Origin of the sequence: Gallaecimonas xiamenensis 3-C-1 (genome assembly GCF_000299915.1) — a bacterium.
Classification (GTDB): domain Bacteria; phylum Pseudomonadota; class Gammaproteobacteria; order Enterobacterales; family Gallaecimonadaceae; genus Gallaecimonas; species Gallaecimonas xiamenensis.
The window spans coordinates 88,892-108,981 of record NZ_AMRI01000014.1 but is presented as its reverse complement, the minus strand read 5'-3'; the positions used below and the strand labels follow the sequence as shown (position 1 = coordinate 108,981).

General features: G+C 60.2%; 18 protein-coding genes and 1 tRNA gene. 16 read left to right on the top strand and 3 right to left on the bottom strand.

Translation table 11 applies throughout. The annotated features are described in order from the left end of the window. The first annotated feature begins 303 nt into the window (after positions 1 to 303). From B3C1_RS11330 to B3C1_RS11285, 10 genes are all read left to right on the top strand, one after another. Positions 304 to 1,179 carry an HDOD domain-containing protein gene (locus tag B3C1_RS11330; protein ID WP_008484932.1) on the top strand — a complete coding sequence of 292 codons (876 nt, stop codon included), beginning with the start codon at positions 304 to 306 and terminating at the stop codon, positions 1,177 to 1,179. A 77-nt stretch (positions 1,180 to 1,256) separates the two neighbouring features. Further along, positions 1,257 to 1,332 (top strand) — tRNA-Trp (locus tag B3C1_RS11325). Between the two features lie 919 nt (positions 1,333 to 2,251). Next, a complete protein-coding gene (locus B3C1_RS11320) occupies positions 2,252 to 2,815 on the top strand; it encodes a hypothetical protein (protein ID WP_035481914.1) in 564 nt (187 codons plus the stop codon). Positions 2,816 to 2,839: 24 nt separating this feature from the next. After that, positions 2,840 to 4,381: a tyrosinase family protein gene (locus tag B3C1_RS11315; protein WP_008484930.1), complete on the top strand. Its 1,542-nt coding sequence runs from the start codon at positions 2,840 to 2,842 to the stop codon at positions 4,379 to 4,381. 68 nt (positions 4,382 to 4,449) lie between these two features. Continuing rightward, on the top strand, positions 4,450 to 4,734 hold the full coding sequence (locus B3C1_RS11310) for a hypothetical protein (protein WP_008484928.1): 285 nt from the start codon (positions 4,450 to 4,452) through the stop codon (positions 4,732 to 4,734). Beyond that, positions 4,712 to 5,149: a ribosomal protein S18-alanine N-acetyltransferase gene (gene rimI, locus B3C1_RS11305; protein ID WP_035481911.1), complete on the top strand. Its 438-nt coding sequence runs from the start codon at positions 4,712 to 4,714 to the stop codon at positions 5,147 to 5,149. Before B3C1_RS11310 ends, rimI begins: the two co-directional genes overlap by 23 nt. 83 nt (positions 5,150 to 5,232) lie before the next feature. Further along, positions 5,233 to 6,810 (top strand): peptide chain release factor 3, encoded by a 1,578-nt coding sequence (prfC, locus tag B3C1_RS11300; RefSeq protein WP_008484926.1) that lies wholly within the window; start codon positions 5,233 to 5,235, stop codon positions 6,808 to 6,810. Between the two features lie 30 nt (positions 6,811 to 6,840). After that, positions 6,841 to 7,608, top strand: coding sequence for a TatD family hydrolase (locus B3C1_RS11295; protein ID WP_035481954.1), 768 nt, complete (start codon positions 6,841 to 6,843; stop codon positions 7,606 to 7,608). 119 nt (positions 7,609 to 7,727) lie between these two features. Next, positions 7,728 to 9,212 (top strand): NupC/NupG family nucleoside CNT transporter, encoded by a 1,485-nt coding sequence (locus B3C1_RS11290; RefSeq protein ID WP_008484924.1) that lies wholly within the window; start codon positions 7,728 to 7,730, stop codon positions 9,210 to 9,212. A 220-nt stretch (positions 9,213 to 9,432) separates the two neighbouring features. Beyond that, positions 9,433 to 10,278: an outer membrane protein OmpK gene (locus B3C1_RS11285; protein WP_008484923.1), complete on the top strand. Its 846-nt coding sequence runs from the start codon at positions 9,433 to 9,435 to the stop codon at positions 10,276 to 10,278. Between the two features lie 31 nt (positions 10,279 to 10,309). On the opposite strand, the gene B3C1_RS11280 is transcribed toward B3C1_RS11285, so the two are convergent. Next, positions 10,310 to 10,831, bottom strand: coding sequence for a DUF3157 family protein (locus tag B3C1_RS11280; protein WP_008484922.1), 522 nt, complete (start codon positions 10,829 to 10,831; stop codon positions 10,310 to 10,312). 293 nt (positions 10,832 to 11,124) lie between these two features. Between B3C1_RS11280 and deoC the strand changes: the two genes are divergently transcribed. The 4 genes from deoC to deoD are packed head-to-tail and all read left to right on the top strand — an operon-like array spanning position 11,125 to position 15,153. Continuing rightward, positions 11,125 to 11,895, top strand: a complete 771-nt coding sequence (gene deoC / locus B3C1_RS11275) for a deoxyribose-phosphate aldolase (protein ID WP_008484921.1) — start codon at positions 11,125 to 11,127, stop codon at positions 11,893 to 11,895. Further along, positions 11,895 to 13,199 (top strand): thymidine phosphorylase, encoded by a 1,305-nt coding sequence (deoA, locus tag B3C1_RS11270; RefSeq protein ID WP_008484919.1) that lies wholly within the window; start codon positions 11,895 to 11,897, stop codon positions 13,197 to 13,199. The genes deoC and deoA overlap by 1 nt, the downstream gene beginning before the upstream one ends. Continuing rightward, the gene (locus B3C1_RS11265) at positions 13,196 to 14,395 is read left to right on the top strand and encodes a phosphopentomutase (protein ID WP_008484918.1); all 1,200 of its coding nucleotides are present in this window, start codon (positions 13,196 to 13,198) and stop codon (positions 14,393 to 14,395) included. The genes deoA and B3C1_RS11265 overlap by 4 nt, the downstream gene beginning before the upstream one ends. A gap of 38 nt (positions 14,396 to 14,433) precedes the next feature. Further along, positions 14,434 to 15,153 (top strand): purine-nucleoside phosphorylase, encoded by a 720-nt coding sequence (gene deoD, locus B3C1_RS11260; protein ID WP_008484917.1) that lies wholly within the window; start codon positions 14,434 to 14,436, stop codon positions 15,151 to 15,153. 40 nt (positions 15,154 to 15,193) lie between these two features. Here the strand turns inward: deoD and B3C1_RS11255 are convergent, their stop codons facing one another. After that, positions 15,194 to 15,751, bottom strand: a complete 558-nt coding sequence (locus B3C1_RS11255) for an AhpA/YtjB family protein (protein WP_051012915.1) — start codon at positions 15,749 to 15,751, stop codon at positions 15,194 to 15,196. A gap of 80 nt (positions 15,752 to 15,831) precedes the next feature. Here B3C1_RS11255 and serB point away from each other — a divergent pair, with 80 nt between their 5' ends. Beyond that, positions 15,832 to 16,824, top strand: coding sequence for a phosphoserine phosphatase SerB (gene serB, locus B3C1_RS11250; RefSeq protein ID WP_035481949.1), 993 nt, complete (start codon positions 15,832 to 15,834; stop codon positions 16,822 to 16,824). Then, positions 16,817 to 17,698: an alpha/beta fold hydrolase gene (locus tag B3C1_RS11245; RefSeq protein ID WP_008484914.1), complete on the top strand. Its 882-nt coding sequence runs from the start codon at positions 16,817 to 16,819 to the stop codon at positions 17,696 to 17,698. Before serB ends, B3C1_RS11245 begins: the two co-directional genes overlap by 8 nt. Here B3C1_RS11245 and B3C1_RS11240 read toward each other — a convergent pair. Further along, positions 17,670 to 20,051: a PilZ domain-containing protein gene (locus tag B3C1_RS11240; protein ID WP_192813371.1), complete on the bottom strand. Its 2,382-nt coding sequence runs from the start codon at positions 20,049 to 20,051 to the stop codon at positions 17,670 to 17,672. The two genes, B3C1_RS11245 and B3C1_RS11240, sit on opposite strands and share 29 nt — an antisense overlap. Between the last annotated feature and the right edge of the window lie 39 nt (positions 20,052 to 20,090).

Genomic DNA, 20,090 nt, shown 5'->3' with positions numbered 1-20,090 from the left:
TTTTTTGCGTTTAAAGCCTCGGAAAAGCGCCTTACGATCCTGCTGGGCTGGGTGCAAAACACTCCAGTCTTGTCTGCCCAGCAAGAGAGGCGCTCCAGCAGAGCAGCTCCTTCCCCCCTTCCAATCTGGCGTCTTACCATCTCGATATTCTTAAACGTGTTGGCTCCCGTGGGACAGAGTCATCAGCCTTGTTTTCGGCTACACCATGGCCTGTGCCATGCAGCCTGGCGGCAGGCAGCTAAGCTTTGGGTTTCTGGACCTTACCTTATGGGCTCTTGCCCAGCCGACACAGGAAGCATGGAAATGCAATTACAAGACTGCTTTAGCAAACCCCAGTTGCTGCCCAACATTCCGGAAGTGGTCAAAGATCTGATCGCCACCTTCAACGAATCAGAGCCTGACATGGGTCATATCGTCAGTGAACTGAGCATGGACCCTGTGCTTTCTGCCAAGGTATTGCGACTGGCTAATTCTTCCCGTTTTGGTGGTGTCCGAGAGATAGGATCAGTGAAAGAGGCGGCCATTCGCCTGGGGCTGGAGCGACTGCGCACCCTGGTGATAGCTTCAGGTTTGATCTCGGCGACCAAAGCTATGCAGGGCATCGACTTGCACGCCTTCTGGAACCGCAGCTTCCTGACAGCCGAACTCTGTCGCCAACTGGCAGTGTCGGCAGGGTTACCTGCCGAGCAGCATTTTACCTGTGGCATGCTCCATGATTTGGGCAAGTTGATCCTGGTGGTCACCTTCCCTGCCCGGGCAGACGATGTGGCCACTTTGGCCACCCGCCAGGGCAGGGCCAGTGCCGAGCAGTCCCTGTTGGGATTTACTACAGCAGATATCGGTGCCGAACTGGCGCAGCGCTGGCAGTTTCCGGAGCCTGTGGTGGCAGGCTTAAAACACCAGTTCGATCCCATTTCCAGCGGATCTTTCAGCTCGGAAGCCGCCTTGGTGTTTCTCAGCACTTGGCTGCTAGACCATGGTGCTTTGGCTGGAGGGCAGGAGGCTTGGTCGGAACACCTGGCGCTGACTCTGGGGTTGGATTGGGAGGCTCTGGCCACCGAACCTCCAGCCCATTGGCCAGAAGACATTGCCAAGGTATTGGGGCTGGAATGGAACTCGCTGCTTTCCGCCAGGGATGCGGTTCTTCGAGATGGTAGCCCCTTCTTGCCGGCCGATTAAAAAGGAAGCAAACAGTTGGTTTTGGAGCGAAAAGCCCTTTACCTCCATGTCCTAATAGCTATAATGGCATCCGCTTTAGGGGCGTAGTTCAATTGGTAGAGCACCGGTCTCCAAAACCGGGTGTTGGGGGTTCGAGTCCCTCCGCCCCTGCCATATACAAAAAACCCTGCTCTTCGGAGCGGGGTTTTTGCTTTTCGGGGCCCAACACCCTTGCGATGGGGGCTGTTGTGGGCCGGTGGCCGGACCCTCGCGTCCCTCCGCCCCTGCCATATACAAAAAACCTGCTCTTCGGAGTGGTTTTTTTGCTTTTCGGGACCCAACACCTGCGCGCTGGGCGCTGTTGTGGGCCGGTGGCCGGACCCTCGCGTCCCTCCGCCCCTGCCATATACAAAAAACCTGCTCTTCGGAGTGGTTTTTTTGCTTTTCGGGACCCAACACCTGCGCGCTGGGCGCTGTTGTGGGCCGGTGGCCGGACCCTCGCGTCCCTCCGCCCCTGCCATATACAAAAAACCTGCTCTTCGGAGTGGTTTTTTTGCTTTTCGGGACCCAACACCTGCGCGCTGGGCGCTGTTGTGGGCCGGTGGCCGGACCCTCGCGTCCCTCCGCCCCTGCCATATACAAAAAACCCTGCTCTTCGGAGCGGGGTTTTTGCTTTTAGGGACCCAACACCCTTGCGATGGGCGCTGTTGTGGACCAGTGGCCGGACCCTCGCGTCCCTCCGCCCCTGCCATATACAAAAAACCTGCTCTTCGGAGTGGTTTTTTTGCTTTTCGGGACCCAACACCTGCGCGCTGGGCGCTGTTGTGGGCCGGTGGCCGGACCCTCGCGTCCCTCCGCCCCTGCCATATACAAAAACCTATTCTTAGAAGTGTTTTTTTGTTGTCTACCCACCTTGCTGAATGCCCTCGGCCGGTCTTCTAGACTGCCAGCGTTGCCGAGTACCATCTCGGATTGCTTGACGCAGCTTCAAAGTATTCTTTGCTGTTGTCCGTTTGCTGGCCACCTGTTCATCTTCTACCCTTTAAAGCCTCCGCCTTTATAAGGCGACAGTCAGGACAGACGGAGCCGGGCCATGGACAGGGTCGCACCTCATCACTCCCTTTTTATCATCTTGATTGCCTTTGGCCTCCTTGGTCATGGGGCCATGGTTCATTTTTATTACCCCTTACCTCTGCTGCTGTGGGCTTTATTGCTGTTGCTGCCGGCCTGGCTTGTTTACGGCGGGGCCCGCCGTTTGGGAGAGGTCGCCCTCTGCTGCTTGGCGGCCCTTGGGCTGGGTGGTGCTGGTATGGCCTTGGGGCAGGGGCTGGTGCACCACCATCATGGTGGCATGGCGTTCTGGGGGTTTGCCTGGATGCTGCTGCTTTGCGTCCCGGTATGCTGGCTCAGCTGTACTAAGCGCCCTTTGGCACAGCAGGCCCTGATCCATGGCCTGGCAACCATCTTGATGCTGCTGGGCATGGTGGCTGGCCATCAGGGTGCGGCCTTGCTGGTGCAGTGGCTACCCATGGGCCTGGCTAGCCACCTGGCTATGTTGGCCGGCATGGTTCTGGGGGAGGGTATTGGCATGGTAATAGGACTTTCTTTGGCCGGGCGCCTTTGGCACTCGGCCCCATCAGCGGGCCTTCTGCGGTAAGGGCTCATCAACTAAGGACAGGTTATGGCACAGCTAAAGGTTCGTTATTCGGTCAGGGAATTGCAGGACAGGTACGACAGGGGCGACAAGAAGCCCTTGGAAGACTTGGTGCGGGCTTGGCACAAGATCTGCCTGCTTTCCCCTGACGACCTTAATTCCTTTTTCGTTATCGGTGGCTATCATGGTGAGCCCTTCGCTGGCCAAGGGGCAACGGATCCCAGCTATTGGGGAGGCTACTGCAACCACGGCAATGTGCTCTTCCCCACCTGGCACCGGGTGTACATGCTGCGTATCGAACAGGCCTTAAACGCCATGGTGCCGGGGGTGGCCATGGCCTATTGGGACGAGACCAGTGACGAGACGCTGCGCCTAGGCATACCCAAGGTGCTGACCAGCAAGACCTTCCCCCTCGACGGCCAGCAGATCAAAAACCCTCTCTATTCCTACGTGCTGCAAAAGCAGGTAAATGACGCCGTCCAAGGGGATGAAAACCGCTATACCAAACCGGTCGGTTATGAAACCGTGCGTTATCCCCTGTCTGGCCTGGTGGGCACTGCAGAGGCAAGGGAAGAAACCCGGGCCCACAATGCCGACTTCCCCGATCCGGTAAAAAACACCGAACTGCTGAACCAGAACGTGTTGGCCTGGCTTAAGGGCAAGGATGTGTCCCCAACCGACCCCAATCCCAGCAAGTTCGGTATCTACTGGCAATTTGAAAACTGCCTCAGCGCTCCCAACTACACGGCGTTTTCCAACACCACGTCAGCAGCAGCATGGAACAAAGCCAACAAGGGCCTGACTACTGCCCTTGAAGCGCCTCACAACGACGTGCATCTGGCAGTAGGGGGCTTTGATGTGCCAAACCAGGGCCAGGCCGGGCAAATCCCCGGTGCAAACGGTGACATGGGGGAGAACAACACCGCCGGCCTGGATCCCATCTTTTTCTTCCACCACTGCAATGTCGACCGGATGTTTTGGCTGTGGCAGGTACAGAACGGTTATACCGAGCACTTCGATATCATTCCCGGTTATGCCGGTACCAGCTCCAGCAACCTGCCGGCAGGGCAGGGCCCGGCAGTGGGTCAGCATGCGGACGAGGAGCTGACCATGGACAGCCACCTCTATCCCTTCCTCAAGGACCCAGGCGACCCCCACAGCTTTTTCAGCTCCCGTGACTGCATCAATATCGAAAAACAGCTGGGGGTCACCTACAGCCCCGGTTCCTTGGTGGCTAAAAAGCTGCGCTTTGCCAGCCTGGCAGAGAAGTCGGTGAAAAAGCTGCGGGTCTATGGCATCAACCGGGATCTGTTCTCCGGTTCCTTTGTGATCAGTGCTTATGCCGTTATCCACGGCAAGAGGCACTTCCTGGGCTACCAATCCATCTTGAGCCGCTGGAACGTCAAGCATTGTCAGAACTGCCAGACCCACCTTGGGGTGGAAGCCTTCTTTGACCTCTCCGATCTTAGTGAAGAGGAGATCAAGGCTGCCGACTTCCAGGTGGAGATCCAGCACCGTGGTAGCGCCCTGCCCAAGGCCCTGCAATACCAAACCGAAGTCATCGACTAAGGCGTAGGCCCTTTGCATCCCAAGGGCCTGCTTCTATACTGGGCGCTTCCTTTCAAGAGACGCGCGCTGTGGATTACTTCAATGCCCTGGGCCTGACCCGCTACGTGCCCAGGGCCTCCTCTACTGACCTGGTACTGGGTGTCAGCTTCCCGTTAGACGGTGCCGCCCGGGCCTTTTGCCAGGCGGTGGCCGACAGCCTGGGCCTGCCCCTGGTGGAAGAAGGTCGTGGCCTGCACTGGGGGCCACAAGGGGAGGTAACCCAAGATCCGGCCCAGTGCCTAAAAAGCGCCGCCGCCAAACGGCAACTCTGGCAACAACTCTACAGCGCCTATGATGCTCAGCACGGCTTCTAAGGCCGATTTGTCGCTGCTGGCCCATGTGGAAGCCAGCCAGCACTATCCTTGGACCGACAATCAACTGGCCAGCTGTTTTGACAGTGGTTACCGGGTCAGGCTGCTGTGGCAAGACGACGAGGTGGTGGGGTTTTCCATCTGCCAGCGGGTGCTGGACGAGTCCACCCTCTTTAACCTCTGCGTGCTGCCCCAATGCAGGGGGCTGGGTTATGGAAAGGTATTGATGGCCGACCTGATAGAGGACGCCAAAGCGGCATCCGACAGCGTTATCTTCCTGGAAGTCAGGGCCAGCAACCAGACGGCCATCGGCCTTTATCTAAAAAGCGGTTTTAGCGAGGTAGGCAGGCGCAAGGGCTATTATCGCTGCCATGACGGCCGGGAAGACGCCGTGGTGATGGCCCTTAGCCTGAGCTAAGGGGCCCTAACGGCGCTGTTTAAGAATAGCGCGGGTCCAGGCTATAATTCGCGGCTTACGTTTAGACAGTTGGTGAGTAGCTCATGTCCATCCCTGCCGAGGTCGCCAAGCGCCGCACCTTTGCCATTATCAGTCACCCCGACGCCGGTAAGACCACCATCACCGAGAAGGTGCTGCTGTTCGGACAGGCGTTGCAGAAAGCCGGTACCGTCAAAGGCCGTGGCTCAGGTCAGCACGCCAAGTCCGACTGGATGGAGATGGAAAAAGAGCGGGGCATTTCCGTGACCACCTCGGTAATGCAGTTCCCCTATCGCCAGAGCCTGGTGAACCTGCTGGACACCCCCGGCCACGAAGACTTCTCCGAAGACACCTACCGTACCCTGACGGCGGTGGACTCGTGCCTGATGGTTATCGACTCCGCCAAGGGTGTAGAAGACCGCACCATCAAGCTGATGGAAGTCACCCGGCTGCGCGACACCCCTATCCTTACCTTCATGAACAAGATGGACCGCGAGATCCGCGACCCCATGGAGCTGATGGATGAAGTGGAGAACGTTCTGAAGATCCGCTGCGCGCCCATTACCTGGCCTATTGGCTGTGGTAAGGGTTTCAAGGGGGTCTACCACATTGCCAACGACGAAATCATTCTCTACAAATCCGGCCAGGGCCACACCATTCAGGAGCGCCGGGTCATCAAGGGCCTGGACAACCCCGAGCTTGATACCCTGCTGGGTGGCAGCGTCCAGGATCTGCGCGACGAGCTGGAACTGGTGCAGGGCGCTTCCAACGAGTTTGACCGGGAGGCTTTCCTCAAAGGCGAACTGACCCCGGTGTTCTGGGGCACCGCCCTGGGTAACTTCGGTGTCGACCATATGCTCGACGGCCTCACCGACTGGGCACCCACGCCCCAGCCTCGCCAGACCGATGACCGCCAGGTAACCGCTACCGACGAAGGCTTTTCCGGCTTTGTCTTTAAGATCCAAGCCAACATGGACCCCAAGCACCGGGACCGGGTTGCCTTCCTGCGCATAGTCTCCGGCAAGTACCAAAAGGGCATGAAGATGCACCATGTGCGCATCGGTAAGGACGTGAACATCGCCGACGCCCTGACCTTTATGGCAGGGGACCGTAGCGCCGTTGAAGAAGCCTACCCGGGGGACATCATCGGCCTGCACAACCACGGCACCATTCAGATCGGTGACACCTTTACCCAGGGTGAGAAGATGAAGTTCACCGGCATCCCCAACTTTGCCCCTGAACTGTTCCGCCGCATCCGCCTTAAAGATCCGCTCAAGCAAAAGCAGCTGCTCAAAGGCCTGGTACAGCTGTCCGAAGAAGGCGCCGTGCAGGTGTTCCGCCCCATCGACAACAACGACCTTATCGTGGGCGCCGTCGGTGTGCTGCAGTTTGACGTGGTAGTGGCCCGCCTCAAGGCCGAATACAACGTTGAAGCCATCTACGAGCACATCAACGTGGCCACGGCCCGCTGGGTCGAGTGCAAAGACGCCAAGAAGCTGGACGAGTTCGAGCGCAAGTGCTCCTTGAACCTGGCCCTGGACGGTGGCGACAACCTCACCTACATCGCCCCCACCATGGTCAATTTGAACCTGACCGCCGAGCGTTACCCGGATATCATCTTGCATAAGACCCGGGAACACTAAAGGAGAAGCCCCGCGTTGCGGGGCTTTTTTATGCTCATCGACAGCCACTGCCATATCGATTTTGACGAGCTTGCCCCTTTGGGGCCGCTGCTGGATGCCTGCCGCCAAGTGGGGGTCGAAGCCTTGGTGGTACCCGGGGTCAGCCTCGATCATCTTTCCCGGCCGCTGGAGTTGGCCAGGCAGCACCCCATGCTGTGGCCGGCGGCGGGGTTTCACCCTTGGTATTTGCCAGCGGACAAGGCCGCCTTCGGGGTGCTGGAAGATTTTGCCCGCCGTCATGCCGGGGAGTTGGTGGCCATAGGGGAAGCGGGGCTCGATAAGTTCAAGGGCCCGGACGCCGCCACTCAGGAATGGTGGCTGGAGCGCCAGCTGGAATTGGCGGCCAGCCTTAACAAACCCATCATACTGCACAGCGTCGGCACCCATGCCAGATTGACTGCCATCCTTAAAAACCACCCGGGAGCGCGGGGGGTTGTCCATGCCTTTTCCGGCAGTGGCGAACAGGCCCGGGACTTTGTACGCCTGGGGTTTTACCTGGGGGTGGGCGGGGTTATCACCCGAGCTTCGGCCACCAAGACCCGCCAGGCCCTGGCCCAGGTGCCCCTGGCATCCTTGCTGCTGGAGACCGATGCGCCCAGCATGTTGCCGGAGGGAATATCGGCGGCACACAACAGTCCGGCTTTTTTACCCCTGATTCACAAGGCATTATCAGAGGCGCTGCAAGTACCCCTTGATGACTTGGGGCTAGTGCTTACTGCCAATGCAAGGCGCCTTTTTCAAGGTGCCGAAACGGGATAGGCGTCAAGAAAAACGCTTGTCTGAGGCTGGGCAAGCGTATGCCTTTCGTTATAATGCGCGCGACCTGTTCGTCAGTAACAGGGCTTACTAAAAAACAAACTCTGAGGAATGGTGGCTTCATGAATATTTTGATGGGTCTGGTGGGGATCATCACCCTGCTTGCCATCGCTGTGCTGTTGTCTGACAACCGTAAGGCGATCAACCTGCGCACCGTAATAGGTGCTTTCATTATCCAGGCGGCCTTCGCTGCTTTCGTTCTCTACCTGCCTTTCGGCCAGACCGTATTGCAATCCGTGTCCAGCGGCGTTCAAGGGGTGATCAACGCCTCTCAGGAAGGTATCGACTTCCTGTTCGGCGGCCTGGTGTCTGGCAAGATGTTTGAAGTGTTCGGCGGCGGCGGCTTCGTGTTCGCCCTGCGGGTACTGCCGATCATCGTCTTCTTCTCTTCCTTGATTGCCGTGCTCTATTACCTGGGGGTGATGCAGCTGGTGATCAACGTTATCGGTGGCGCCCTGCAAAAAGCCCTGGGTACGTCCCGCCCCGAGTCCCTGTCCGCTACAGCCAACATCTTCGTTGGCCAGACCGAAGCGCCGTTGGTGGTTCGCCCCTTCATCGCCAAGATGACCCAGTCTGAGCTGTTTGCCATCATGGTGGGCGGCCTGGCCTCCGTAGCCGGTTCCGTACTGGCCGGTTATGCCTCTTTGGGCGTCGAGCTCAAGTACTTGATTGCCGCTTCCTTTATGGCGGCCCCAGGTGGCCTTTTGATGGCCAAGATCATCAAGCCGGAAACCGAGACCCCCAACCAGAACCTGGAACAGGTGATGGAAGACAACGACGACCAGCCTGCCAACGTCATCGACGCTGCTGCTTCTGGCGCCGCTTCCGGTATGCAGCTGGCCCTGAACGTGGGGGCCATGTTGTTGGCCTTCATCGGCCTTATCGCCCTGCTTAACTCCCTGATGGCCGGTGCCGGCCACCTGTTCGGCTACGGTAACGAAGCCACCCAGGCTGCCTTTATCGCCCTGCAAAGCAGCGCCTCTGAAGCCAACTTCGCCGCCTTCCTGAGCGCCCTGGCCGATGTCGCCAAGGTACCGGTTGCGGACGTGGCTAATCAGTTCACCAGCTTGGACCGTGATCTGGTCATTAACACCCTGAACAGCACCATGGGTAGCTTCCAAGGCGACGCTCAAGGCGCCGCCCAGACCCTGTTGGCTGCGGCCAGCAACAAGCTGTCCCTGCAACTGTTGCTGGGCTATGTGTTCGCTCCCTTGGCCTTCCTGATCGGTGTGCCCTGGAACGAAGCCATCACCGCTGGTTCCTTCATCGGTCAAAAGCTGGTAGTGAATGAGTTCGTGGCCTACATCGACTTCATCGGCAAGGCTAAAGAGCTGTCCGCCCACACCCAGGCTATCGTGACCTTCGCCCTCTGTGGTTTTGCCAACCTGTCCTCTATCGCCATCCTGCTTGGCGGCTTGGGCGGCATGGCCCCCACCCGTCGTCACGACATCGCCCGCATGGGTATCAAAGCGGTACTGGCAGGCTCCCTGTCCAACCTGATGAGTGCCACCCTGGCTGGTCTGTTCATCGCCCTGGCTGCGTTGTAAGACGTCATCGAACTGTTAAAAAAAGAGGGGCTGATGCCCCTCTTTTTTTTACCTTTAAGTTAATGCTCACTACCATTCTCAGCCCTTGTATTAGCTATGTCATAATTCTGAAAGAATGCTCTTGAACTGATCGACAGATTTCATTTTAATCGCCGCCGGCTTCACACCGGCCCTGTGCCGGACCATAAACTTAATAAGTGCTGTTCACAGGATGATTCCAATGAAACTGAAAAAGCAGTTTGCCGCCCTTGCATTGGCTGCGGGTGCCCTGAGCGCTCCGACCTTTGCGGCTGACTATTCAAGCGACATCCACGCCAACGACTACAAATGGTTGACCTTCAACCTCATGCACAGTGAGGACAACCGCCTTCCTTTCCAAAACCATAAAGATACCTACCTGGAAATGGAATTCGGTGGCCGCTCCGGCATTGTTGACCTGTATGGCTACGTGGATTTCTTCGACGTCCTGGATGACGGCAGTGATGACCTGAACAACGGTGATAACTTCTTTGCCAAGCTGGCGCCCCGCTTTTCCCTCGATGCCATGACCGGCAAGGACCTGTCTTTCGGTCCGGTCAAGGAGCTGTACATCGCCACCGTCACCAACATCGGTGACCACGGCGCCTTCGGCGGGCTTTGGGAGCACTACATCGGCCTGGGTTCCGATGTGCAGGTGCCTTGGTTCGGCAAGATGGGGGTGAACCTCTACGCCCGTTACGTCCGTGAGAACTACAGCGGCGCCGACGAGAAGAAGTGGGACGGCTACATGGCCTCCACCAACTGGTTCAAACCGGTGGCAACCTTTGCCGACGGTTCCTTCATCGCCTACCAGGGCTACCTGGACTACAAATTCGGCGGTGACGAAGTGGGCAGCCAGCCTGGCCGCAGCAAAAACAGCACCGAGTGGTTCAACGGTATCTACTACCACACTGACCGCTACGCCGTGGGTTATGGCCTCAAGTACTACAACAACATGGCCTTCTTCACCGACAACTCCAGTGCCACCGGCGTCCGCCAGGACACCTCTGGGTTCGGTCACTACTTCAGTGTGAACTACAAGTTCTAACGAAAAAGCCCTCCAATCGGAGGGCTTTTTTTTAACGGAACTGCAGCTTGCTGATACTGAGGCTGACCAGGCCTTTTTGCCACTGGGCCGGGTCTATGCCCTCCACCCAAAGCTCTCGGCTGTCTCGGGACTGGCCCTTGCGCAGGTAAGACTCGGGCATCCGGTATTCGGCCTGCCAGACCACCAGGGACTGGCGCTTGATGGGCTTGCCCTGGTCGTCGAAGAACTGGGCGTCGGCCACCACCTTGACCACGTTCTCGCTGTTGTCGTTCTCCAGGTTGAACACCAGCCCCAGGCGGCCGTCTTGCCACTGGTGGCGGGCCAGCTTGAGCTTGACCCTGTCCTTGGCGGTGCTGGCCAGCAGTTCGGCCTGGGCCAGGGCCTGGGGGGCCAGATGCTGGTCTGGAGTCTTGGCAATCACATATTCCCAGGTAAAGTCATCCTTGAGGCGCACCACCATGCCGTTGGGCAGGGTGACCTGGGCCACCTCGGCGGCCAGGGCCGGTAGGGACAGCCCCAGCAGCAGGGCGGGTAGGGCGAATTTCTTGTACATATCCTGTTCCGTCGTTCTGATTGTTTTTGTCGTCCATCTGTGATGCAGGAAGTATCACTTGAAATGCCATTCTGGCATACTCTCGGCGCCCTCAGGGGCTAAAAAAGATACTGGCGAGGGAAAATGGATTTTCCGCAACCTGTCTACAATCTTCACGGAACCAAGTCCGCCCCCAGTGGCCTGCCCCGGCAGGTCGAGCTAAGGCATGCTGCACCTGGCTGGGTTTATGTCGGCCCTTTTTTGGCTTCGGCCGGCCCCAGGCATCCCAGGTTCAACAACGTAGGGGACACCCCATGATTGATATCCAAACTGCTGCCCAGCAGGCCCTTGGCCTGATGGATCTGACCACGTTGAACGACAACGACACCGACGCCAAGGTTATCGCCCTGTGCCAGGACGCAGTCACCCCCGTGGGCAACACCGCCGCCATTTGCATTTACCCCCGTTTTATCCCGGCGGCCCGCAAGGCCCTCAAGGAGCTGGGTGTGGAAGGCAAAGTGAAGATTGCCACCGTCACCAACTTTCCCCATGGCGGCGGCGATATCGACATCGCCGTTAGCGAGACCCGCGCCGCCGTTGCCTATGGCGCCGACGAAGTGGACGTGGTCTTCCCCTACCGCGCCCTGATGGCCGGTGACGAATCACTGGGCTTTGAGCTGGTCAAGGCCTGTAAGGCCGCCTGTGGCGCCGTGACCCTCAAGGTCATTATCGAAAGCGGTGAGCTTAAAGATCCGGCCCTCATCCGCAAGGCCTCTGATCTCTCCATCGCTGCCGGCGCCGACTTTATCAAGACCTCCACCGGTAAAGTGGCCGTCAACGCCACCCTGGAAGCGGCCGAGATCATGCTCAACGCCATCAAGGACAGCGGCAAGGACATCGGCTTCAAGCCCGCCGGTGGTGTGCGCACCGCCGCCGAGGCGGCCCAGTACCTGGCCCTGGCCGAGCAGATCATGGGCCCAGGCTGGCTGAGCCCGGCGCATTTTCGCTTCGGTGCGTCCAGCCTGCTGGGCAACCTCCTTAACACCCTGGGTGTACAGGTAGCGGAGCAACAAGGGGGCTACTGATGCTGGCGCAGGAAATCATCCGCAAAAAGCGGGATGGCCTGCCTTTGTCTGGTGAAGAGCTGCGCTTTTTCATCAACGGCATCAGGGACAACAAGGTCAGCGAGGGGCAAATCGCCGCGCTGGCCATGGCCATCTATTTTAACGACATGAACCTGGACGAGCGGGTTGCCCTGACGGCGGCCATGCGCGACTCCGGGCAAGTGTTGAGCTGGGACGACCTTGATCTGCCTGGCCCGGTGCTGGACAAGCACTCCACTGGCGGCGTGGGGGATCTGGTGTCCTTGGTACTGGGCCCCCTGGTGGCGGCCTGCGGCGGCTATGTACCGATGATCTCCGGCCGTGGCCTTGGCCACACCGGCGGCACCCTGGACAAGCTCGAAGCCATTCCCGGCTATAACGTCACCCCGGACGACGCCACCTTCAGGCGCCTGGTCAAAGACTGCGGCATCGCCATCATAGGCCAGACCGGCAGCTTGGCGCCGGCCGACAAGCGCTTCTACGCCACCCGGGATATCACCGCCACCGTCGAGTCCATTCCCCTTATTACCGCCTCCATCCTGTCCAAGAAACTGGCCTGCGGCCTGGACGCTCTGGTGATGGACGTCAAGGTGGGCTCCGGTGCCTTTATGCCCAGCTATCAGGCCTCCAAAGACCTGGCCCGCGCCATCGTCGAGGTGGCCAATGGCGCCGGTACCCGCACCCGGGCCCTGCTGACCGACATGAACCAGGTGCTGGCCGCCAGCGCCGGTAACGGCGTGGAGATCGCCGAGACGGTGCGCTACCTCAAGGGCGAAGGCCATAACCCGCGCCTGCACCAGGTGGTGATGCAGCTGGGGGCCGAGATGCTCAAGCTGGGTAAGCTCGCCGACGACGACAGCCAGGCCCTGGCCAAGCTGGACCAGGCCCTGGCCAGTGGCGCCGCTGCCGAACGCTTTGCCAAGATGGTGGCAGGCCTGGGTGGCCCCAGCGATTTTCTGGAAAAGAGCGAACTGTACCTGCCCAAGGCGCCTCTTAGCCGCCTGGTCTATGCCGATCAGGCAGGCACTGTGGCGGCCATGGACACCCGCGCCCTTGGCTTGGCGGTGGTGGGCTTGGGAGGCGGCCGGCGCCGCGCCGAAGACGCCATCGACCACAGCGTCGGTCTGACCGAACTTATCGCCTTGGGGCAGGGCACCGACAGGCCCCTGGCACGAGTCCATGGCCGCAGCGAAGCGGAGCTGGACGCCGCCGAAGCGGCGGTCAAGGCCGCCATCACCCTGGGTGACCACCAGGACAAGCCCGTGGTTTACGAGGTGATCTCATGAAGCGCGCCATCATTCTGGTACTGGATTCTTTTGGCCTGGGGGCCACCCGCGACGCCGACCGCTTTGGCGACGTGGGCGCCGACACCCTGGGGGCCATTGCCCGCTACCGTGCCGACAAGGGCCAACCCCTGACCCTGCCCAACCTCGGCAAGCTCGGCCTGTTCCACGCCCATGCCGAAAGCACCGGCGCCCCGGCGGCCGGGGTGACCCTGCCGGCGGTTGTGCAAGGGGCTTACGGCCATGCCGAGGAGCTGTCCTCCGGTAAGGACACTCCGTCCGGCCACTGGGAAATCGCCGGTGTGCCGGTGCTGTTCGATTGGGGCTATTTTACCGACAAGCAAAACAGCTTCCCGGCCGAACTGCTGGACGCCCTAGTGCAAGGGGCGCAGTTGCCCGGCTACCTTGGCAACTGCCATGCTTCGGGTACCACCATCCTCGAGGAGCTGGGGGAAGCGCACCTGAACACCGGCAAGCCCATCTTCTACACCTCGGCGGACTCGGTGTTCCAAATTGCCGCCCACGAGGAGAGCTTCGGGCTGGAGCGTCTCTACCGTCTTTGCGAGCTGGCCCGTGCGCTGCTGGAGCCCTACAACATAGGCCGGGTCATCGCCCGGCCCTTCGTCGGCTCAGTGGAGACCGGCTTTGAGCGTACCGGCAATCGCCGCGACTACGCCGTCGAGCCCCCCAGCCCCACTGTGCTGAACAAGCTGGTGGACGCCGGCGGCCAGGTGGTGTCGGTGGGCAAGATTGCCGATATCTACGCTCACAGCGGCATCACCCACAAGATCAAGGCCACCGGCATCGACGCCCTGTTCGATGCCACCCTGGCCGCCGTGCAAGACGCCGGCGACCAGAGCCTGGTGTTCACCAACTTTGTGGATTTTGATTCGAGTTATGGGCACAGAAGGGACATCGCCGGTTATGCCGATGCCCTGGAAGCCTTCGACACCCGGCTGCCAGAATTGCTGGCCTTGTTGGCTCCGGAGGATCTGTTGATCCTCACCGCCGACCACGGCTGCGACCCCAGCTGGCCGGGTTCAGACCACACTCGGGAACATATCCCGGTGCTGGCGATAGGGGCCGGGCTTAGCCCAGGCAGCCTGGGCCTTCGCCACAGCTTTGCCGATATTGGCCAGTCCCTGGCGGCATATTTTGGCTTGCCGTCCATGGACCATGGGCAAAGCTTTATACACTAGAAACCATAAACTGCTTTTGAGAGATAAAAGGAACCCTTATGGCAACGCCGCATATTAACGCCAACCCGGGTGATTTCGCCGACGTGGTACTGATGCCAGGTGACCCCCTGCGCGCCAAGTACATCGCCGAAACCTTCCTGGACGACGTCAAAGAAGTCACCAACGTGCGCAACATGCTTGGCTTCACCGGCACCTACAAGGGCCGTAAGATCTCGGTCATGGGCCACGGCATGGGGATCCCCTCGGTGTCCATCTACGCCAAGGAACTGATCACCGAGTACGGCGTCAAGAAGCTGATCCGGGTCGGTTCCTGCGGTGCCATCAGCACCGAGGTCAAGGTCAGGGACGTGATCATCGGTATGGGTGCCAGCACCGACTCCAAGGTCAACCGCATGCGTTTTCGTGACCACGACTTTGCCGCCCTGGCCGACTTCAACCTGGTGAAAAACGCCGTTGACGCCGCTGCCACCAAGGGCGTGTCGGTGCGCGTGGGCAACATCTTCTCTGCCGACCTGTTCTACAACCCGGATTTCTCCATGTTCGACGTCATGGAAAAACACGGCATCCTGGGGGTAGAGATGGAAGCGGCCGGCCTGTACGGCGTGGCGGCAGAGTTCGGTGCCCAGGCGGTCTGTATCGTCACCGTGTCCGACCACATCCGTACCGGTGAAGAAACCACGGCCGAAGAGCGCCAGAATACCTTCAACGACATGATTGAAGTGGCCCTCGAGTCTGTGCTGCTGGGCGACGCCGCTTAAGGCCTTGTCCCATTAAAAAAGGCGCCCAAGGGCGCCTTTTTTATCGCCTGACCACCAGGGCCAGCAAGAAACCCATCAAGATGGCCATCAGCAGCATCAGCCGCAGGCTTTCCCCCACCTGTTTGCGGTAGGTACGGGCGTCGTGTACCACTTCGTCTTCGGTAAGGGTGATGCGCAGGTACCCCAGCACCTGGCCGGCGCTCTGGATCTCCGACACATAGGGGATCAGCCGGTTCTCATCGGCCTTTTCCAACAGGCTCAATACCGGTTTGTCGCTGCCACTGCGGGCCAGCACCGAGCCGGTGGCGTCGTAAATGGCGGCGTCCAGCAGCTGCGGTTCCTTGGCCAGGCGATCGGCCAGGCCCTGCAGGGCCTTGTCCTCGCCGTTACTCATCAGCTGGCCGGCGGCATAAGCGGCCTGGGAAGTGAGGGCCCTGGCCATGACGCTGATCTGCTGGCGCTCAACCTGCAGGCCGGCCTGGGCCAGGTTCTGCCAGCGCCAAAGCAGCACACCCAGCAGGCTCAGGGCCAAGGCCAGGGCGACAAGGCGCAGCCAACGGCGGCGGCGACCGGGGAAAGTAGGTGTTGCCTTTTTCATCATGGCGCTATGATAGCCGCAGGACCCCTATTTGGAACAGTGCATTGACTCAGCAGGACTTTTTTCAGCTCCCCCCCGAGATGCCCCTGGCATTGGTGGTGCAAGCCCTGCCCGCCGGTGAGCGGGTTTTCTATCCTGGCTCCCAAGGGCCGGTGCTGGCGGACTCCAAGGCCCTGGCCCGTACCGGTTGGCCTCTGGTCCCTGCCAAGGCCGAACCCCGTGTCAGCCAATTTCACTACCGGCTCTATGCACCGCAACTGAACCTGGCGGATTTGGGCCGCCTCCTGGAGGGCTTGGCCTGGAGCGAGCTGCGCTGGCGCCAGGGGGATTGCTTCGACTTGGCCTTTGCCAGCCAACCCGACAAGGCCCTCTATCTTCAAAGGGCGACCGAGTTGGGCCTGGAATTGATGGAAGGGCCATTTCCCAGCCTGGACGAGCCAGGCCTCTTGATCATGGACATGGACTCTACCGCCATCGAAGGGGAGTGCATTGACGATATCGCCGAGTTGGCCGGTTGTGGTCAGGCGGTGGCCGAGGTGACCGCCCGGGCCATGCGCGGCGAGCTCGACTTTGCCCAAAGCCTGACCGAGCGGGTGGCGCGCCTGGCCGGCACCCCCACCGAAGTGCTGGAAAAGGTGGCGGAGAATATCCGCTATACCCCGGGCATCGAGGGCCTGGTGAAAAGGCTGCAGGACGCCGGCTGGCAAACGGCCCTGGTGTCCGGCGGCTTTACCTTCTTTGCCCACAGGGTGCAGGAGCATCTGTGCCTGGACTGGGCCGAGGCCAATGTGCTGGAGATCATTGATGCCAAGCTGTCTGGCCTGGTGCTGGGCAAAATTGTCGATGCCCAGTTCAAAAAGGACATGCTGGTGCGCCTGCGCGACCAGGCAGGGCTGGCTCCTGGCCAGGTGCTGGCGCTGGGGGACGGTGCCAACGATCTGTTGATGCTGGATGAAGCGGGCCTGGGCATCGCCTACCACGGCAAGCCCAAGGTACGGCTGGCGGCCAAGGGCGCCATTGTCAGCCAGGATATGGCAGCGGTGCAGGCCTTGTTGGAACCGGCCCATGAGTGAGTCCCTGTTTCTCAGCCAGGGGCAACACCGGCTGCACCTGCGCCGTCTGGGCCCGGCAGAGGGCCAGCCGGCGTTGATGCTGCATGGGGCCATCAGTAACGGCCGGGTCTTTTACTCCGACTCCGGCAAGGGCCTGGGGCCTTACCTGGCCGAGGCGGGTTTTTGTGTCTATGTGCTGGATCTCCGTGGCCGGGGTCTGAGCGAGCCGGCCATAGGGGCTGGCGCCGAGCATGGCCAGTTGGAGAGCATCCGTGACGACCTGCCGGCAGTGCAGGAGTTTATTCAGGGCCGCCACCCGCGCCGGCAGGTGCACTGGCTGGCCCATTCCTGGGGCGGGGTGCTGATGGCCTCCACCCTGGCCCGTTTCCCGGCCCTGTGCGCCGGTGTGGCCAGCCTGACCTTTTTCGGCAGCAAGCGCAGCATTCACAGTTGGAGTGCCGAGCGGCTGCTTAAGGTGGAGCTGGTGTGGAACCGTCTGGCACCGCGCTGGGTGGCCAAGCACGGCTACCTGCCCGCCAAGGCCAAAGGCATTGGGGCCGACGACGAAACCGCTGCCTCGTTGCGCCATTCCATCGCCTGGGTGAAGACAGGGCCCTGGGTGGACCCTGAAGATGGTTTTGATTACCAGGCCGCTGCCGCGACAGTGCCCTGGCCAAGGCTTTGGATGCTGGCGGGTAAGGGGGACAGGGCCCTTGGCAACCCGGCGGATGTGGCCCGCTTTAAGGCGGAAATGGGCGCCAAGGGGGAGCTGACTTTGCTAGCCAAAGGCCAGGGTTTTCGCCGCAACTACGACCACTTAAACATGCTGGTGGGCCAGGACGCGGCAGAAGACATTTTTCCCCGGGTCAAGACCTGGCTTTTAGCCCCAGCATGACGTTGGCCAAGGGGGTGATGTCGGTCACCTCCACCATGGCCACCGTGCCCCACAGATCCTGCTCCAGGCGCTTGGCTCTGTGCAGGGCCTGGCGGCTGATGTAGTTCAGGTCATTTTGGATAAAGTGCATATCTGGTTTAGGGGTGCGGGCAAACTCCAGCAACCATACCCCCCAATAGCCCTTCTCCCTGGCCTGTTGCAAAAAGCGCAGGGCCTCTTCCCCTGGCAGCTGTCCCTGTAGGCGACTCATCACCGGCAGGCCTTTGGTATCCAAGGCCACCAACAGGCTCTGATGGGGGCGTTGGTTGTCGCGCCAGTCTTGCAACAACATGCGAAACTGCTGATGGCTCATCAGGCTGTCCATGGCCACCTGGCCACCATTGGCCTGGCTGAGCCTAGAAAGCAACCTGGGCAGAGGCATGGGACTGACCGGCACACCCAGCCAGTTGGGGCGCACCTTGCCGTTGTGCTTTTGCACAAAAAGGCAGGTGGGCAGGGCCGATGCCACTATGCTCTGGCGCAAGGCGCGGGCTATGGCAAAGGTGCTTTCATCCTCATCCAGGGGTTGCAGGCGGCCGTCGTTGGCACTGATCAACTGGCTGAAGAAACGCTTAGCCGGGTGCACCTGGCCGGTGTCCTGGATCATCAGGTGCAGCTTCAGGCTGGGCTGGTCGTAATGAACAACCCGGTAGGGCATCTGCATCAGGTCGAAGCGGGTAGACAGGCGCTGCAACTTGGGCAGGGCCACGTCCAGTTCGCTGGGCAACCTGTCGATGGGTTCATTCAGACGCAGGCAAAGACCTTGGGTGGAGAAGTCCTGAAGCTCGGTTTCGATGGTCTTGCCATCGAAGTAAAGCTGCACTGGGGTCTTGTACCTGAACCTGGGCTCGATGCGCATGTCGTTAAAGCGCATGGCGATACGCTGGATCCCCGGCCGCCACTGGATGCAGTAGGGGGCCAGCACATTGGGATCCTGGACCTGGCCGGGCAGGGCCTGGGCCGCCTCGGTCAACCAGTCCTGGGTTACATCCCTGAGCAAGGCCACACAGCTCAGTTCTTGGATCTCTTTGGGTACCGGTGCCACAGGGGTGTCGGTGAGTTGCAGATCGGCACCGCTGGTATTGGGATCCTGATCCAGACCGGCCAGGGCCTGGACATGGGTGGTAAAGAGGTTGACCTTCAGTACCCGCCAGCCCGGTTTGTTGACCCCGAAGCGCAGGAAGCCGTCCAACAGGCCTTGCTCGCGCAGCTGTTCCAATTCGCCAGCGAAGGGGAAAACCCGGCCTTGCTGGTGGTGTTCGAACATCAGCAGGTAGCTCTCCTGCTGGCTCTCGTCCCTGGCCAGCATGGCTTTTATCCGTCGCGGCCCCAGCAGTTCGGACAGCAGGCTCAACTCGTCCTTGAATAGCAGCTGCTGCAGCGGCTGGTTATGCACTGTGCTGAGGCAATAGCAGGCCCGTTGCTCTGCGTCGAAAAACACCGGCAGTGCCGGGCTGTGGCTGAGCAGCATCTGCTCAAAGCCCCGAGAGCGGGTGGTTTCCTGAATATGGCGGATGTCCAGCTTGTAGCGGCGCTGGTTGTGTTCGATAAGGGCCTTGATAAGGCCGGTGATGTGGGGCTCGGTGTCCAGCAGGCGCAGCCGGATACGCTGATCCTGCTGGGAAATAAATTGGTACCTAAGGGGCGGCCAGGGGCGCTTGTTGGCATCGGTGAGCTTGGGAAAGCTCAGCTCCAGTTCCGTCTCGGGGTTGATGTAGGCGGCGTCGGCCAGGTGCACCTGCAGGCCACTTAGGGAAATATCGGAGGTGGAGCCGCTGAGCTCCACCATGCCCCCCTGGCGAATGAGCACAGGAGTGGCAAAATGCATGCGCTCGCTGTCCCGGGTCAGCAGGCTACCAAAGCGCACCAGCTCCAGCCAATTGACCTCAGGCTCCTCATCGTCAGCCTGGCGGCCTTCCTTGCGGGCGGCCTGGGCGTAGCGCTCCACATCGTCATAGATGGCCATGGTGTAGCGGCCAGCAAATTCCTTGAGGCCGGCTTCGAAGATACGGCGGGCGCCCTCATCCATATAATGGGTCTGGCCATTATGCTCGACCAGTTGGCATCGCTTGACGCCCTTGAGGCGCAGATCGATGACCCGCTGGCAGGGGGCCGCAACCCGGCGCAGCTCCATGCGCAGCAGGAAGCGGGTGTTGGTGTCTTCATCCTCGGTCAGCTGGGTAAACAGCGACTCAAACTCGGGCTCGCCCACCAGGGCGCGCAGCTGGCTGATAATGGGATGGTTGGATACATCCTTGAATTCGGAGCGGATTTCAAACACAGGATCATCGACAGAGCTAGGCATTATGTCCATTATGTGGCGCCAGATCAGGGCTGTCGAGTAGCCTGTTAA

Excerpts from the sequence above, each read along its gene's own strand:
- B3C1_RS11320 (WP_035481914.1), top strand. The coding sequence starts at position 2,252 with ATGGACAGGGTCGCACCTCATCACTCCCTTTTTATCATCTTGATTGCC.
- B3C1_RS11315 (WP_008484930.1), top strand. The coding sequence starts at position 2,840 with ATGGCACAGCTAAAGGTTCGTTATTCGGTCAGGGAATTGCAGGACAGG.
- deoC (WP_008484921.1), top strand. The coding sequence starts at position 11,125 with ATGATTGATATCCAAACTGCTGCCCAGCAGGCCCTTGGCCTGATGGAT.
- B3C1_RS11330 (WP_008484932.1), top strand. The coding sequence starts at position 304 with ATGCAATTACAAGACTGCTTTAGCAAACCCCAGTTGCTGCCCAACATT.
- prfC (WP_008484926.1), top strand. The coding sequence starts at position 5,233 with ATGTCCATCCCTGCCGAGGTCGCCAAGCGCCGCACCTTTGCCATTATC.
- B3C1_RS11295 (WP_035481954.1), top strand. The coding sequence starts at position 6,841 with ATGCTCATCGACAGCCACTGCCATATCGATTTTGACGAGCTTGCCCCT.
- B3C1_RS11245 (WP_008484914.1), top strand. The coding sequence starts at position 16,817 with ATGAGTGAGTCCCTGTTTCTCAGCCAGGGGCAACACCGGCTGCACCTG.
- B3C1_RS11240 (WP_192813371.1), bottom strand. The coding sequence starts at position 20,051 with ATGGACATAATGCCTAGCTCTGTCGATGATCCTGTGTTTGAAATCCGC.
- deoD (WP_008484917.1), top strand. The coding sequence starts at position 14,434 with ATGGCAACGCCGCATATTAACGCCAACCCGGGTGATTTCGCCGACGTG.
- B3C1_RS11265 (WP_008484918.1), top strand. The coding sequence starts at position 13,196 with ATGAAGCGCGCCATCATTCTGGTACTGGATTCTTTTGGCCTGGGGGCC.
- B3C1_RS11285 (WP_008484923.1), top strand. The coding sequence starts at position 9,433 with ATGAAACTGAAAAAGCAGTTTGCCGCCCTTGCATTGGCTGCGGGTGCC.
- B3C1_RS11280 (WP_008484922.1), bottom strand. The coding sequence starts at position 10,831 with ATGTACAAGAAATTCGCCCTACCCGCCCTGCTGCTGGGGCTGTCCCTA.
- rimI (WP_035481911.1), top strand. The coding sequence starts at position 4,712 with ATGATGCTCAGCACGGCTTCTAAGGCCGATTTGTCGCTGCTGGCCCAT.
- B3C1_RS11290 (WP_008484924.1), top strand. The coding sequence starts at position 7,728 with ATGAATATTTTGATGGGTCTGGTGGGGATCATCACCCTGCTTGCCATC.
- deoA (WP_008484919.1), top strand. The coding sequence starts at position 11,895 with ATGCTGGCGCAGGAAATCATCCGCAAAAAGCGGGATGGCCTGCCTTTG.
- B3C1_RS11255 (WP_051012915.1), bottom strand. The coding sequence starts at position 15,751 with ATGAAAAAGGCAACACCTACTTTCCCCGGTCGCCGCCGCCGTTGGCTG.
- serB (WP_035481949.1), top strand. The coding sequence starts at position 15,832 with ATGCCCCTGGCATTGGTGGTGCAAGCCCTGCCCGCCGGTGAGCGGGTT.